The sequence below is a fragment of the Bdellovibrio sp. ArHS genome, from assembly GCF_000786105.1.
Taxonomy (GTDB): Bacteria; Bdellovibrionota; Bdellovibrionia; order Bdellovibrionales; family Bdellovibrionaceae; genus Bdellovibrio.
In genome coordinates this window covers 87,646-102,484 of sequence record NZ_JTEV01000013.1, presented here as the reverse complement: position 1 = coordinate 102,484, position 14,839 = coordinate 87,646, and the positions used below count along the sequence as shown (strand labels likewise).

At 47.0% G+C, this 14,839-nt stretch carries 15 protein-coding genes; 6 read left to right on the top strand and 9 right to left on the bottom strand.

Going from position 1 to position 14,839, the window contains the following annotated elements:
- The first annotated feature begins 57 nt into the window (after positions 1-57).
- The 3 genes from rfaD to OM95_RS07725 are packed head-to-tail and all read left to right on the top strand — an operon-like array spanning position 58 to position 3,575.
- Positions 58-1,026 carry an ADP-glyceromanno-heptose 6-epimerase gene (gene rfaD, locus OM95_RS07735; protein WP_041872194.1) on the top strand — a complete coding sequence of 323 codons (969 nt, stop codon included), beginning with the start codon at positions 58-60 and terminating at the stop codon, positions 1,024-1,026.
- 9 nt (positions 1,027-1,035) lie between these two features.
- The gene (locus OM95_RS07730) at positions 1,036-2,778 is read left to right on the top strand and encodes an aromatic amino acid hydroxylase (protein ID WP_041872192.1); all 1,743 of its coding nucleotides are present in this window, start codon (positions 1,036-1,038) and stop codon (positions 2,776-2,778) included.
- Positions 2,778-3,575, top strand: a complete 798-nt coding sequence (locus OM95_RS07725; protein ID WP_291515843.1) for an RNA methyltransferase — start codon at positions 2,778-2,780, stop codon at positions 3,573-3,575. Before OM95_RS07730 ends, OM95_RS07725 begins: the two co-directional genes overlap by 1 nt.
- Positions 3,576-3,579: 4 nt before the next feature.
- On the opposite strand, the gene OM95_RS07720 is transcribed toward OM95_RS07725, so the two are convergent.
- The 6 genes from OM95_RS07720 to OM95_RS07695 form a co-directional block, all read right to left on the bottom strand.
- Positions 3,580-3,987 (bottom strand): hypothetical protein, encoded by a 408-nt coding sequence (locus tag OM95_RS07720; RefSeq protein ID WP_041872190.1) that lies wholly within the window; start codon positions 3,985-3,987, stop codon positions 3,580-3,582.
- A gap of 43 nt (positions 3,988-4,030) precedes the next feature.
- Positions 4,031-4,405: a PspC domain-containing protein gene (locus tag OM95_RS17195; RefSeq protein ID WP_291515841.1), complete on the bottom strand. Its 375-nt coding sequence runs from the start codon at positions 4,403-4,405 to the stop codon at positions 4,031-4,033.
- Complete coding sequence (gene ribD, locus OM95_RS07710) at positions 4,402-5,589, bottom strand: bifunctional diaminohydroxyphosphoribosylaminopyrimidine deaminase/5-amino-6-(5-phosphoribosylamino)uracil reductase RibD (RefSeq protein WP_041872188.1); 1,188 nt, start codon at positions 5,587-5,589, stop codon at positions 4,402-4,404. Before ribD ends, OM95_RS17195 begins: the two co-directional genes overlap by 4 nt.
- 9 nt (positions 5,590-5,598) lie before the next feature.
- Positions 5,599-6,654, bottom strand: coding sequence for a 4-hydroxyphenylpyruvate dioxygenase (gene hppD / locus OM95_RS07705; RefSeq protein ID WP_041872185.1), 1,056 nt, complete (start codon positions 6,652-6,654; stop codon positions 5,599-5,601).
- A 106-nt stretch (positions 6,655-6,760) separates the two neighbouring features.
- Positions 6,761-7,999 (bottom strand): PIF1 family ATP-dependent DNA helicase, encoded by a 1,239-nt coding sequence (locus OM95_RS07700; protein ID WP_291515839.1) that lies wholly within the window; start codon positions 7,997-7,999, stop codon positions 6,761-6,763.
- A 44-nt stretch (positions 8,000-8,043) separates the two neighbouring features.
- Positions 8,044-8,559: a membrane lipoprotein lipid attachment site-containing protein gene (locus OM95_RS07695; protein ID WP_041872179.1), complete on the bottom strand. Its 516-nt coding sequence runs from the start codon at positions 8,557-8,559 to the stop codon at positions 8,044-8,046.
- A 159-nt stretch (positions 8,560-8,718) separates the two neighbouring features.
- Here OM95_RS07695 and OM95_RS07690 point away from each other — a divergent pair, with 159 nt between their 5' ends.
- The 3 genes from OM95_RS07690 to OM95_RS07680 all read left to right on the top strand — a co-directional run bounded on the left by OM95_RS07690 (position 8,719) and on the right by OM95_RS07680 (position 12,561).
- The gene (locus tag OM95_RS07690) at positions 8,719-10,707 is read left to right on the top strand and encodes a M13 family metallopeptidase (protein ID WP_041872177.1); all 1,989 of its coding nucleotides are present in this window, start codon (positions 8,719-8,721) and stop codon (positions 10,705-10,707) included.
- 109 nt (positions 10,708-10,816) lie between these two features.
- The gene (locus tag OM95_RS07685; RefSeq protein ID WP_291515837.1) at positions 10,817-11,182 is read left to right on the top strand and encodes a rhodanese-like domain-containing protein; all 366 of its coding nucleotides are present in this window, start codon (positions 10,817-10,819) and stop codon (positions 11,180-11,182) included.
- Between the two features lie 5 nt (positions 11,183-11,187).
- On the top strand, positions 11,188-12,561 hold the full coding sequence (locus OM95_RS07680) for an HAD-IG family 5'-nucleotidase (RefSeq protein ID WP_041872175.1): 1,374 nt from the start codon (positions 11,188-11,190) through the stop codon (positions 12,559-12,561).
- 105 nt (positions 12,562-12,666) lie between these two features.
- Here OM95_RS07680 and OM95_RS07675 read toward each other — a convergent pair whose 3' ends face one another.
- The 3 genes from OM95_RS07675 to OM95_RS07665 are packed head-to-tail and all read right to left on the bottom strand — an operon-like array spanning position 12,667 to position 14,711.
- Positions 12,667-13,377, bottom strand: coding sequence for an SDR family NAD(P)-dependent oxidoreductase (locus OM95_RS07675; protein ID WP_041872173.1), 711 nt, complete (start codon positions 13,375-13,377; stop codon positions 12,667-12,669).
- An 11-nt stretch (positions 13,378-13,388) separates the two neighbouring features.
- Positions 13,389-13,967, bottom strand: coding sequence for a hypothetical protein (locus OM95_RS07670; protein ID WP_291515835.1), 579 nt, complete (start codon positions 13,965-13,967; stop codon positions 13,389-13,391).
- A gap of 9 nt (positions 13,968-13,976) precedes the next feature.
- On the bottom strand, positions 13,977-14,711 hold the full coding sequence (locus tag OM95_RS07665; RefSeq protein WP_041872170.1) for a hypothetical protein: 735 nt from the start codon (positions 14,709-14,711) through the stop codon (positions 13,977-13,979).
- Between the last annotated feature and the right edge of the window lie 128 nt (positions 14,712-14,839).

The window sequence follows — 14,839 nt, the reverse complement described above, 5'->3', positions numbered from 1 at the left end:
GCAAAACAGCCCCCTGTCCTTGTGAAAAGAAGGACTCTGTAATAGGGTGAAAAAACTATGATTATTGTAACGGGTGCAAACGGCTTTATTGGCAGTGTAATGGTGTGGGAACTCAACCAAAAGGGCTTTACGGATATCATCGCCGTAGACTCTGTCGGCTTAGAGGAACGCAACCTTTTAAAAAAACGTCAGATCTCGAAGTTCCTTTTGAAAGACGAACTTTGGCCCTTTCTGCAAACGGAAGAAGCCAAGAAGAAAGTCACGTGGATCATTCACATGGGGGCTTGCTCTTCAACGACAGAAACCAACAAAGAGTTTCTTTGGGAAAACAACACCTACTACACACAACGTATTTTTGAATGGTGCACTCAGCATGCTAAATCTCTGATTTACGCCTCCAGTGCGGCCACCTACGGAGCCGGCGAACTGGGTTTTGACGATATGACAGATCCGGAAAAACTTCGCCCGCTAAATTTGTACGGAGAATCCAAGGTTCTTTTCGATCGTTGGGCCGTGAAACAAACTCAAACGCCCCCGCACTGGTACGGACTGAAGTTTTTCAATGTGTTCGGACCCAATGAATACCACAAAGAGGCGATGTCCAGCGTCGCCTTCAAAGCTTACAACCAAATCAAAGCCAACGGTCATTTAGGTTTGTTCAAGTCAGCAGATCCCAAATACAAAGATGGCGAATTCATGCGCGATTTTGTTTACGTGAAAGACGTAACGGGTTGGATGGCCGAGCTGATGGATAAGAAACCTAAAAATGGTGTTTATAACATGGGCTTCGGAAAACCCCGTACCTGGTTGGATTTGGCTGGCGCTGTATTTACAGCGATGAAAAAAGAAATGAAAATTAACTGGTTGGAAATGCCCGAAAACATTCGGGGACAATACCAATACTTCACAGAGGCAAAAACGGACAAATGGTTGGCAGCGGGAATGAGCCCTGCAAAATGGCCTTTGGAAAAGGCCGTGGCCGACTACGTTCAAAATTATCTCGCCAAAGACGATCCTTCACTTTAAGGACTGATTATGGAGACGGACTTTCTACCGCCGCATCTGAGAAAATATGTCGTTGAACAACACTACGACAAATACACCCCTGTCGATCAGGCTGTCTGGAGATATATTCTTCGTCAGTTGAAGGCATTTCTTTCTAAACATGCTCACGAATGTTACGTGGATGGTTTGGAAAAAACAGGCATTAATATCGAAAGAATTCCCCGTATTGAAGAAGTCAGCGCCAAACTTAAAGAGTTCGGCTGGAAAGCGCTGCCCGTCAGCGGCTTTATTCCACCGGCGGCCTTCATGGAGCTTCAGTCTTTAGGCGTGTTGCCAATCGCTTCAGATATGCGCACGTTGGATCATTTGCTTTATACCCCCGCGCCTGACATCGTTCACGAAGCAGCCGGGCACGCGCCGATTTTAATACACCCGGAATTTTCTGAATACCTTCGTCAATATGCGCAGGTTGCCAAAAAGGCGATTATCAGCAAAGAGGACCTGGATCTTTACGAAGCGATTCGTGATCTGTCTGATATCAAAGAAAATCCTGTATCGACGCCGGAACAAATCAAAGCGGCGGAAGAACATCTCGAGATCGTCAGCAAAAATATGTCGCATGTATCAGAGGCCTCTGAACTTTCGCGCATGAACTGGTGGACGGCCGAATATGGACTTATTGGCTCTTTGGAAAATCCGAAGATTTTCGGAGCTGGCTTGCTTTCCAGTGTAGGCGAATCGAAGTGGTGTTTAAGTCAAAAGGTAAAGAAAATCCCTTTGACCGTGGATTGTATTAAACAAACTTACGACATCACCGAGCCGCAACCTCAGCTTTTTGTGACTCCCGACTTTAAAACTTTGAGCAAAGTTCTTGAAGATATGGCCGACCAAATGGCTTTCCGTCTAGGGGGACTTGCCGGCTTAAACAAAGCGATTGAAGCTCATTCTGTGAATACCGCGGAATTGAACTCAGGCATTCAGATTTCCGGACAGATTGTCGAAGCCATCACTGACAGCCAAGGACAGGTCGCTTACTTACGTTTGAGTGGCCCCACCCAGCTTTGTTACATGGATCAAGAACTGGCGGGTCACGATAAAAAGTATCATGCGCACGGTTTTGGAACTCCCGTTGGCTTTTTAAAGGCACATCCGACGAAATGCCCGTCCACGTTCACCGACGAAGAATGGTCCGCCTTGCAGGTTGAGTCCGGCAAGACCACGCGCCTAGAGTTCACGTCAGGTGTGGTTGTGACTGGTGTCGTTCAATATCGCCTTATTAAAAACAGTAAAACCATCACGCTGACGCTGGAAAATGCCAAAGCAGAATTGAATGGCCGCGTTCTTTTTGCTCCCGAATGGGGCACTTATGACATGGCCATCGGGTCTTCCGTGACCTCTGTCTTCGGCGGACCTGCCGATCGTGAAGCTTACGGCGAAATCGTCGACTTCATCGCAAAACGTGTTCCCGTTCCCAGCTATTCTGAACAGGAGCTTTTGCGCCATCGTCACTATGGCGCCATCAGAAAATTGCGCGAAGAAAAAGTGCAAGGCGAAAAACTGACCGAGGAATTATCAAAAATTTTACAATCTCATCGCAGTATTTTTGCAGATGATTGGCTTTTACCACTGGAAGCTTTAGAGCTTCTTCACGCTCGCGATTCTCACTCATTCTTGAAAAAACAAATCGAGGAAGACTTGGCTTTGCTGGCGAAAAAGGATGAAAAAACCCAAGGTCTGATCAATGACGGATTGGCTTTGGCAGGAGCTCTTTAATGAATTTGAAACGTCCCTTTGAAGTGCGCATCGTTCTGGTGCGCACAATATACGAACGCAATATCGGTTCCACCTCGCGCGCGATGAGCAACATGGGTTTCGATAAACTCGTGTTGGTGGCCCCCGCCTGTGACATCACCTACGAGGCTCAGCAAGCGGCCGCGACAGGCCAGACGGGATTGCAGAACAGAACCACTTATGCGTCGTGGGACGAATTCTTTGCCAAAGAACCCGAAAGCATCAAAATCTGTTTCACGGCCCGCGACGGCAAGGGACGTCAAGTTAGGGACATCGATGAAGTCCTGACGGATATTGCCGATCACGCTCCACCCTTCCAGGTTCATAGTGACGATCCTTTTGTTATTCACTTGATCTTCGGACCTGAGGATTGGGGACTTTCTGCTGAAGATCTGGAACATGCGAATTTTTGTGCGTGCCTGCCGACCTTCGGGGAAAACTGGAGCCTGAATCTAGCGCAAGCAACACTGCTGGGGATGTTCTCTTTAAGAAAACTATGGGGCGGACAGCGCACTAAATTGGATGGCGGAAAAAGCCGACGAGCCCCGCAAGGCATTCAGGGCATTAATCCCGAAGAAACTTTGCGCACCTGGCTTGAAGAGATGGGCTTTGATTTAACTCGCCAACGCAAAATCAACGTGTTCACTGTTCTTCGTCGAATGCTTTTACAAAACACCCCGACAAAAAAAGAACTTGTGATTCTAGAAACCGTTCTGCAACAGAGTCTTCGTAAGTTACGAGAATGGAAAGAATATCAAAAACGGGATGGCAAGGCTTAAGACGTCATGAGGTCATGACGTCATCTTGCAGGCGATCCTCTTGTTCGCGAATCGCACGCAGCTTCTGATCAAGCTTCACCATGGCTGTGGTCATGTTGTGACCCAAGTCAGTCAGTTCATTAATTCGGGATACTGTCTCGGTATCCTCGGCACCCACCAAACGCAGGCTTTCAAGCTTCGCAGAGTTTAAATCAATTTCTTTGGAAACCGTTTCCATTCTTTGATTCAACTTTTTGCGATCTTCAACCAACGCCTTCGTGATTTCCTGAATCTGTTCCAGAGTCAGGACTTCCAATTTACCATTTTTAAAAGAATCTTCAGATTGGGTCTCATCCCCTTGGAAAGCTTCCCAGAAAAGAGACCATTCGTTTTTGAGGGCTTTTACGATCGACCTACTACTGTCATCACCCATATATAATTAAATACTCCTGCGCCCTAAAAGGCGACTTACCGGTTCAGGCCTTCGGAATAAGAAAGTAACAAAGCCCGTAACCCAAGATCGCCACACCGAAAGTCACCAAAGATAGGAAAACAAAACCTGTTCTGACCAACCCGACTTCGATACGGTATCTCTTAGCTATTCTAGCACAGACGCCAAGAAGCTTGCCATCTAGAGCATGGTCTAGCTTGTCGACGCGGGGCAAACAAGTAGCCAGGATCAAATAAAGCAGGATTCCAGTCCCAAACCACAATATTGCAATCAGCCAAATGACGCGCACAATCCAAGTTTCAATACCTAAGGCTGTGCCCAAACCTTTACATACGCCCGCCAAAGCTCCATCGCTAGCGCGGACCCAGCGATAATTTTGGGTCATCGAATCTGTTGTCATGACAAAGTCCCTGTAATCATAAAGTCGTTTCCAAAAGTCAGGTAACGAGGGTTTTTAATGTGAATTTTATTTTTCATTTCAGAAATGCGCACTGTCTCGGTCCACGATCGGGCTCCCCCAGAACCCATAATGATGGGAGCTTGAAACATATAAAGGCGGTTCACCAGTCCCGCGCTGATGAAAGAACTCGCCGTTAAAGCGCCCCCTTCGACCATCACGGATCTTAAGCCTTGGGTGTAAAGCTGAGCTAACAAGGCTTCCAAATTGAGATCGCCCCCGACATTTGTTTTTACATAAACAATTCGAGGACTCGCCTTTAAATTCTGCAGAGTTTTTTCCACGCGTTCCCGCGCTTCTTCAGCCACACACCAGAAAACGTTTTCCGAGGAGTGAACTGCAGAAAGTTTTAAATCGTCATAACGATAAAGAAGTTCACCTTCGCCATCGACGACAACAATCTTGTTATCCTTCGAGATTTTCGGATGGCGAATGTTCAAAGAAGGATTGTCAAAATCAATGGTTCCCTTACCAACAAGAATCGCATCATAACAAGCGCGCAGATAATGAACATATTCACGCGACTGCGGGCCGGTGATCCACTGACTTTCTCCGGATTTCAAAGCCACTTGACCATCCAGGCTGGAAGCCATCTTCAAAGCGACAAATATTTTTTTCTGTCTAAAGTTCCACAGAAAAGCCTCGCACACTTCTTCAAGCAATGTTTTGATTTCCTGCTCTTCTGTGGGATTGGCCGAGTGAAAAACCTCCGCCTCAATGCCGGCGGCTTCCAGGATGGCAGCGCCTTGCCCCGCCACCAAAGGATTCGGATCGATCAATCCAAAGGTCACTTTTTTTAGCGGAAGTCGGGCCATCATCTTTGCGCATGAAGGCGTTTTCCCTTCGTGGGCGCAGGGCTCAAGAGTGACAAAGACATGAGCATCTTTAAGATTTTCTGGAGAAAGATTTTTAAGTGCGTTCACTTCCGCATGAGGGCCGCCGTAAAATTCGTGGTGCCCACAGGAAATAAATCCACCTTGAGCATCTAGAACCACGGCCCCCACCAAAGGATTCGGACTCACACGAGTGGCCCCTTTGTAGGCCTCACTGATGGCAAGCCTCATGGCTTGTTCAGACGAAAGCTTGGTTCCCTGAGAAGGAATAGAAAGGGGCTTCATTAGTTCCATAGATCCTGACTACGTTAAATATCCACGTTCACGCTGATCGCGCTCAATCGCATCAAACAAAGCCTGGAAGTTGCCATCTCCGAAACCGTCATGACCTTTGCGCTCAATCACTTCATAGAAAATCGGGCCGAAAGTATTCTTCGTGAAGATTTGCAGCAAATAACCCTTCTCGTCTCCATCCACAAGAATAGCATTTTTCTCAAGACGATTTAAATCTTCCGTCACATTCGGAACACGTGTCGGCAGCATCTCATAATATGAGTGAGGAGGAGGAGTTAAGAATTGGATTTCGCTGTTTTTCAAGTTTTCCAGCGTACCAATAATGTCAGTCGTCAACAAAGCAACGTGCTGAATGCCAGAGCCTTTGTATTCATCCAAATACTCCTGGATCTGTGACTTCGTCTCTGTGGGCTCATTAATAGGCACCGAGAACTTTCCACATGGAGAACGCATCACCTTAGAAAGCAGACCTGTTTTTGCACCACGAATATCAAAGTAGCGAGCTTCACGGAAAGCCAAAACCTTCGTGTAAAAATCACACCACTTGTCCATTTCACCTTTGGGAACATTGTTGGTGAAATGATCGATCACGGTAAAGCCAACACCTTGAGGAGCTTTATCTTCGGGTTTAACCTGGAAAATTTCGTTGTAAAGCTTGTTATGATTTTTTTCGTCAATGAAGTAAATCAATGAGTCACCAATACCGTAAATAGCGGGAAAAGGTGTCGCGCCTTTTTGGTGATCATTACCTTCATAAGGACGACCTCCACGAGCCACAGCCGTCTTAAACGCATGTTCAGCGTCCTTGACACGGAATCCTGTCGCACAAATAGAGGGACCGTGCATTTTTGCAAAGTCTGTCGCAAAGGTTTGAGGTTCACAATTCAAGATATAGTTGATGTCGCCCTGGCGGAATAAGCGGATGTTTTTGCCATGAACCTGTCCCACCTCTTTAAAGGCGTAACGCTTAAAAATAGTTTCGAAATAGTGTGCGTCGGGACCTGAATATTCGATGAAATCCACGCCATCAAGACCGATTGGATTTTGCTCTGTAATTTGAGCCATAGCTTCCTCCTAAAAAGCTGACAGTAGCCCTCTTTAGGGCTGATTTCAAGCAAGAAGAAGTTTAATAAAATCAATACCTTAAACGATCGCAAGAGCCGTCTTGCCCTCAACCTAAACGACTGTAAAAATCGAGGACTTTAGGGTCGACAATAATAGATCGGGGATTCCACCCGATAAGATGCAAGCCTTCTGCCGATCGCAAACGACTGAGCGCCACATACGCATGCCCTGGCTCCCAAAGGGAACTTAAGTCACACCATAGATCATCTAGCGTCGCCCCTTGGCTTTTATGAATCGTCGTGGCGTAAGCCAAAGTCAGAGGAAACTGAACAACTTGGGCCATGATATTTCCTTCCGCATCCTGAATCGCGAAAGAGGTTTTCTCAACCTGCACTTCTCGCCCGCCATCCTTTTTAACAGTGACTTTGTCTGCGGTGATATCCGTAACCACGCCCCTTGTGCCATTCACCCAACGCTTTTGTGGATCGTTTTGCAAAAACATCACCCGGCATCCCAGTTTCAACACTAACTTCAAAGGCACTGGCGCTGATTTTTGCAGGATTTCGACATGCTTTTCTGAACCAAAGTAAATCGAATCAATGGTGATTTCCTCTTCATCCAGCTCTTTTAATTTCTTCTGATTAAAGTTATCCGCCGCGATCTTGCGAGGAAAAAGACGTGTTCCGGGATGATCTTCGTCGTGATCCTGAAGGTGCTCGTTTAAAAAATCACGAACTCGTTCGGTGGTCAGACCATGACGAACATCGCTCAGAATATCCAAAAATAAATTATCCGAGACTCGTTGGTTGTGTGAAAGTTTAACGTTTTGAAAACCGCTTTGTTGCCAGACGGCATTTAAAAAACACCAATCGCGCTGTCCCGTTTGAGTAACCGGAGGCAATTGCGCAAAGTCGCCAACGGAGATAATACGCAAACCACCCCAAGGAAGTTTTGATTCGCGGGCTCTTTGCGAAAGGGCTTCTGCGATCATCAGGGCCTGCCCGGGAATCATCGAAATCTCGTCGATAATCACACCTTCCACTTTTCGCAGTCTTGCCATCAGTTTTGTGTCTTTAGCCGCCCGATTGTAGGTGGCATCAGGGCCGCCCTCCATGATACCCAAGCCAAAGAAACTATGAAATGTTCTGCCCCCCAAAAGGACAGCGGCAGCTCCGGTACTTGCTAAGATGGGCATTTCTTTGGGATCGAGTTCTTTCATGAAGTGGCGAATAAGAAAACTTTTGCCACTACCGGCTCCGCCCGTCAGAAAAACGTTCTCGCCAGAACGAAGTAGTTCCAAGGCACTCGATTGTTCTAAAGAAAGATCGACAGGAGTTTTAGACATGAATGGAACGATCATGCCATAGCCATGATCGTTCCTTCAACAGCTTAACGAGAGAATTTACCGTTCAAAGTCACATCACGTTGCGTGACCTCGCAGATTTCGCGTGGGCCATAACGAGGGTCCGTCACTTCCCAGCGGCAACGACGATCGAAATAACGGCGGTCCAGGATGCTAACACGGATGGTGTTGTAGTCATCGCTGAAACTTAAGACAACCTCGCGTCCATCCATATAACAAACGCCTGGATCAAAGTAGAACCCTACGGACTCCACAGCGCCTTTACGTGTGACATAAGCCCATTTTAAATCATTCACAGAGGACTGACACTGTGGCATCACGAAGCTGTCACCACGAGCATCTTTATAAGAAAGAACGGGTCTGTTCCCCTGAAAGGCAATTGTCAGCTCCCCACGGCGTCCCTCAAAAGACCCCTGATAAACCCCTTCCACCTTTTTCGCACGCGCCAAATATTCGTCCGGCACTTCACCATTTTCAATTTTGACTGTCTTACAAGCCGTCAAAGCCATTGTGGCGACTAAAAGCAAAACAAATTTTTTCATCGGATTCCCCCTTTTCTTCGATTACCGCGAGTTCTCACTGAAGTAAAATTGATAACAATGCCATAACGCCCTCGTCCATGGTCCCGAAGCCCTTTTAAATGATTTTGGCCGGGTTTACGATTTACAAACGACTAATATTCTAACCGTGGGAATTCTTACATGCTCAAACTCCTCTTGGCTTCAACCCTTGCTCTCTCTGCCCAAGCTCAATCCGTGAAAACTGTCGCACCTTCCGCGAAGATTCCAGACAAAAGAACCTTCCCGTTAAGTTCCGAGATCAACCCTTGTGATGACTTTCACAAATACGTTTGCGACAAGGCCGAGAATTCATTCAAATTGCGACCGGACCGACGCAGCCATACCTTTGCCTTTAATGACTCGCGCGAAAGACTTTTAGAGATCAAAAAGAAATTTATGAAAGATCTGCCCAAACAAAAAAATATGGATGAGCGCAGTGAGCAAGTGCGCGACGTCTACATGTCCTGCATGGATACGTCGGCGAAAAGCAAAGCCGAGAAGGCGGAAGTGGCTCGTATGGTCCAAGAGATCAGTCAGATTAAAACAGCCCAAGAATTGCTTCGCTATTCGCATGCAAATTTACCAAAGGGCTTTGGCAATATGGTCTTTTTGTGGGCGTCTCCGAACTTAGATGATCCGAAAAAGATGGATGCGATGCTTTACGCAAACTTCATGCTTTTGCCGGATCATAAATATTACGAACAACCAGAACTTCTGAAAGAATATGAATCTTTGTTGGCCCTGTTCCTTCAGAACATTGAACCGCAGATCAAAAAAACAGAAGCTCTGTCCCGCGCCAAAGCGATGGTCGACTTCGAAAAAGAGTTTATCAAAACCTATCCGGTCACAGCCGTACGCCACCAACGTTGGAGCGAAAAACGGGTAAGTACGCAGGCGGATCTTATAAAAAAATATCCGCAGCTTTATCTACAACCTCTGTTTGAGAAAACTCCCCCGGCAGTGCTTGTCAATACGCCCATTCCCGAGGCATTGGATTTTATCAATGTTCAACTTGAAAAACAGCCCCTGCAAGTTTGGAAGGATATTTACCTGTATAAAGCTTTAAGCGATCAAATGGATGATGGTTATCCGAAGTTTTTTAAAGCCGGATTTGATTTTGAAAAGAAATTCTTCGGCGGACCTGAAAAGCGTCCCGATCGCCAAGAACGATGTACAACCACAGCCAGCAACTACTTCATGAAAGAGATCGATGCAGCCCTCGTTGATAAGGTCTTCCCCCAATTTGACGAAAGCAAAGTCCACGAAGTCGGTGCCCGCATCCGGCAAAGTATTCTGGATGGTCTAGAGGCCAACAAATGGCTTTCGAAAGAAGGAAAAAAAGAGGCTATTGCAAAGATTAAAACGGCCCGCTTGCAACTTGTAAAACCTCATACCGACAAAGAGTGGGACTTCATTCCTCTGCGTAAATATTCAAAAACAAACTACGTGCAAAACATGCACACGTATAGCGAAGCTCGTTGGGAAAAGAACATGACCGAGCTGCGCGAGCCCGCCAACCAGGATGCCTGGGGTATGGGGCCTTTAACTGTGAATGCCTACTACAGCAGTAACGAAAACAAGTTCGTTCTTCCCATCGGCATACTTCAATACCCCTTCTATGATAAAGACGGATCGGTGATTGAAAATCTGGGGGCCGTGGGCGCGGTTATGGGACACGAGCTCGGCCACAGCATTGATGACAGCGGCTCCAGATATGATTCTCAGGGACGCCTGCGCCAGTGGATGACGACCAAAGACATTATGGAGTTCAACTTGCGCGGACAAAAAATGATCGATCAGTTCAACCAAATCGGTCATGATGGCAAGCTGACTCTTGGAGAAAATGTCGCCGATCTTGTCGGCTTAACGTTTGCCTACAATGCCGCATTCCCAAAAGGCCAAGGAACTGAAAAAGATAAAAAAGATTTTTTCATCGCCTATGGCCGACTTTGGTGCACGGTGATTCGCCCGGATTTCGACAAGCTGATGCGCAAGACCGATCCGCATTCCGCAGGGTGGGCTCGCATTAACGAACAGGTCAAACACCAGCCTGCTTTCGCGGAAACCTTCCAATGTAAGCCGGGCGATAAAATGACTTTACAGCCTCAGGAGCGGGTGCAAATCTGGTAAACAGGACCCTCTACGGTCTGCTGCACCCCAATAAAAGGGCCTCTCTTTGCTGCATTTCAAAGCAAGGCCTGCTATGGTAAGAATCTTGGCTGTGACGCAGGAGGAATCTGTGACAGTGAAGTTTGTTAACTTCGAATCAAAAACTGAAAATCCTCATTATGAGGGAGTCTACGACATCGCCCCGGCTGAACTTCAGCAACGGATGGCCGATGTGAAGCTTGTGGATGTTCGTCAACCTGAAGAATTCGTCGGCGAGTTGGGACACGTGCCCGGCGCCGAGCTTGTAGTTCTTAACACCCTCCCCGATCAGCTTGAAAATTTACCCAAAGACCAAACCGTGGTCTTCATTTGCAGAAGTGGCGGCCGTTCCGCTCAAGCGACAGCTTTTGCAAAAATGAATGGCCTCACGCACGTTTATAATATGCAAGGTGGAATGCTGCTTTGGAACCACCTTCAATTGCCTGTTGAAAGATAAAAAATATGCCAGGAAAAGTATTTGTTAATAGAACTTTGAATCTGAAAAAGATTCGTTACATCGGCGTCGATATGGACCATACATTGGTTCGTTATAACAGTGAAAACTTCGAGCGCCTTTCTCACACCACGATGATCGAAAAGCTGATCAAGCGCGGCTACCCGGACACTTTGCGAAAGCTGACGTTCGATTACAACTATGCGATCCGCGGCTTGGTGATCGACCGCAAGATGGGAAATCTTTTGAAGTTGAATCGTTATACCGCGATTCGCGCCAGTTATCATGGCCTGAAACCCTTGGATTTCAAAAGCCATCAAAAACTTTACAAATCCACCTATATCGATTTAAGCAACTCGGACTATTTGGCTGTGGATACATCTTTTTCGATCTCTTTGGCGAATTTGATCGCGCAAATTGTTGAGCTGAAAGACACGGATTTGGCCAACAAGTATCCAGAATACTCGCAAATCGCGGATGATGTGCTGGACGCTTTGGACGAAGCTCATCGCGATGGTTCTTTGAAAGATGTCGTAAAAAAGAATCTTGATCACTACATCATCAAAGACCCGGCCCTTGTTGCCGGACTGGAAAAATTCCGCCGTCACGGAAAGAAAATCTTCGTTCTGACCAACTCGGACTTTCATTACACGAAGCTTCTGCTCGACTATGCGATTCAACCGTTTTTGAAAGAGCATAAATCCTGGCAGGATCTGTTCGAGTTCGTGATCACTTTTGCGTCTAAGCCCAAGTTCTTCTATGAAAGTCAGAAGTATCTTCGTGTAAATCCCGAAGACGGCACGATGACCAACATGGAAGGGAAGCTAACGCCGGGGATTTACCAGGGCGGGAATGCCAAAAAGTTCACCGCTGACCTGGAACTTGCCGGAGACGATATCCTTTATATCGGCGACCATATCTATGGCGACATCCTTCGCTTGAAAAAGGACTGTAACTGGAGAACAGCGATGGTCATCGAAGAACTCGATGAGGAAGTGAACAATAATAAAAAGGCTGAACCTTTGAATCAGGAAATTGAAATTCTGATGAAGAAGAAAGAGCCTTTGGAAGACGAGTTGACGGACTTGATGACTCGTAAAATTGAAAAAGCCGCTAACATCAACGAGGCGCAAATCGATGGTCTGCAAAAAACCATTTCAGAGATTGATGCGCAAATCAGCCAGCTGATCAAAAAGCAGCAGGCGATGTACAACGGAAACTGGGGACAACTGATGAGAGCCGGCAACGAAGAAAGTTACTTCGCTTACCAGCTTGATCGATATGCCTGCGTTTACATGGAAAAGTTGGGAGACCTCTTGGATCTTTCTCCTCGAACTTACTTCCGCGCCCCGCGCCGACCGCTAGCTCACGAAATCTATTAGTAGTCATTTTTTGCACTTCACTACAAAAAAGCCACTCTTTAGCGAGTGGCTTTTTTATTTTTTAAATTAACGCGCCCCAGTTGCAAAAAGTCCCCTGGCACCTTTTTACCAAGGCAGGGGGGCGCTGTCGCGGAAGAAGCCGCCGTTGGGGCCGCCTTTGGGTAAGGTTGCAGCCCAGACGATGCCTTTGATTCCCTGTTCAATTGTGCGATCGGCATGGGGTCCGCCCATATCGGTGCGCACCCAACCCGGAGAAACTGAGTTCACGCAGATGTCAGCGCCTTGAACTTCCGAAGCAAAAAGATTTGTCACCATATTCAAAGCGGTTTTGGAAATGCGATAAGAGGCCGAGGCATTTTGCGGAACGGACAACTGCGCCATTCCACTAGAGACATTGACGATACGTCCGTAGCCTTCTTGCTGCATTAGCGGAAAAATCTTTTGCGTCAGCAGAAACGGGCCCAAGGTGTTCGTCGTAAATGTTTTTTGGATCGTGGCGGATTTTGTTTTGAACAAAGATGAATTTCCGCCGTCTTCGCTATCGATCAGAATTCCCGCGTTATTCACAAGGACATCCACAAATCCAAATTCTTTGCGGATAACCTCAACGAATTCATTGATACTTTTTTCCTGAGACAGATCCAGCTTCAGCGGCACCACATCCAGGTCCTTCATTTTGAAGGCATTGACCTGCTTTTGGGCCTTGTCAGGATTCCTCATGGCCATCACAACTTTGAAACCTCTTTGCGCCAGAGCCTCGCTTGTTGCGAGACCCAAACCACGATTTGCTCCGGTAACGATGGCTATTTTTTTCATCCTGCTATTCCTTACTGAGGACGGGGAACTGGAAATTCAGGACCGCCGCCGCCATTAGAGGGTACCGGCACTAGAACTCCGGTTGTCCAGTTGCGGGCGTCAATCACACACTCGCTGGAAATCACGCGCCAACGCTCAAGAGGGAAATGATAAACTGTCTCAACCCATCCCCAGCCATTCCAATCAACGACGCGACGATAACCGCCAGGACCACGGTCTACAACAGAACGGGTCTCGCGATGGAAGGTCAAAAGAGGATAATGAAGTTTCAAGCGACCCTCTTGAGTCAGCTGAGCTTTGGCTGGTTCTTCAAACAAACAACCATAAAAACCATCCACGCTGCGCAGACGACCTTCTAAAATTTCGCCAGGTTGAACATCACGATTTTTGGGAACGCGGAAGGAAAAGAAATAGTCCGAAGGCGCACCATTGTAATAGTAACTGCGCGTGTTCATCGTCAAAAGACCATCGAACTCAACCAGGCGCACGGTCGCTTGACCATCTTCAGTCATCCATTGGCCTTCCAGATTACTGGCCGCCACGGCATCAAAAGACAGTGCTAACGCGAAAGCCATCACGAACATTTTCATATTTCCCCCTTATCGAGAACCCGCATTGCGGTTGAACAAAATGATGTAGTCTTTGGCACCGGTCTGTTCCATCATTCCCGAATATTTATTGTCTTCAAATTTTTTGCGATAGGTTTTCCGGGCGATATTCTGGATCATGCACCCCAAAGCTCCGGTCCCCGCTAAGTCCTTTCCTTCCTCCACGGCACATTTTGGTTGGAAGGCCTCTTCTTGTTGACGGGTCACAGGAAACTTCGTGACAGAAAAACTCACCACGTCGAGTTTGTACTCTTCCTTAAGACGGTTTGCAGGATTTTTCTTTAATAGTTGCGAAGAATAAATGTTCGGCACGATGGCCGCAACTCGCAGGCCTTGTTCCCGAGCTTTATTAACACCGTCGACAAAGCGGTCCATTTCATTCTTGATGTCCACGCGCATGCTCGAATTGAAAAGCTCTACATAAGGCAACATTGGTTCGACCACAATCACATCATATTTTGAACCCTGCTCTTGATTGGCTTCAAAAAAACCACGCAGCAATTCCATATCTTCGATGTGGTTGGGGGTCACACCGAATAAAACAATCGGAGCTTCCTTGATCTCTAAGCGAAGTCGTTCGTAAACTCCTTTGCCAAGCTCTTCCGGGGTTGTTACTTGAGAGAATTTGATCTTGGGAATGCTTTGCGGCTGAATCGAAAAATTCATGGCGAAGTAGATACCCAAAGCGATCACTGCAGTTGCGCAAGCCCAATACACGTATTTCATGGGGCGAAAGTCGCGCAGAATATGAGCGATGTCTAGTTACGGCGCTTCGCAAGTCAAATGTCGCGACGTGGCATTTCGCGTTGTAATCTGTTAGAATTATGTTAGGTTGCGAAGATTACATAGGACTT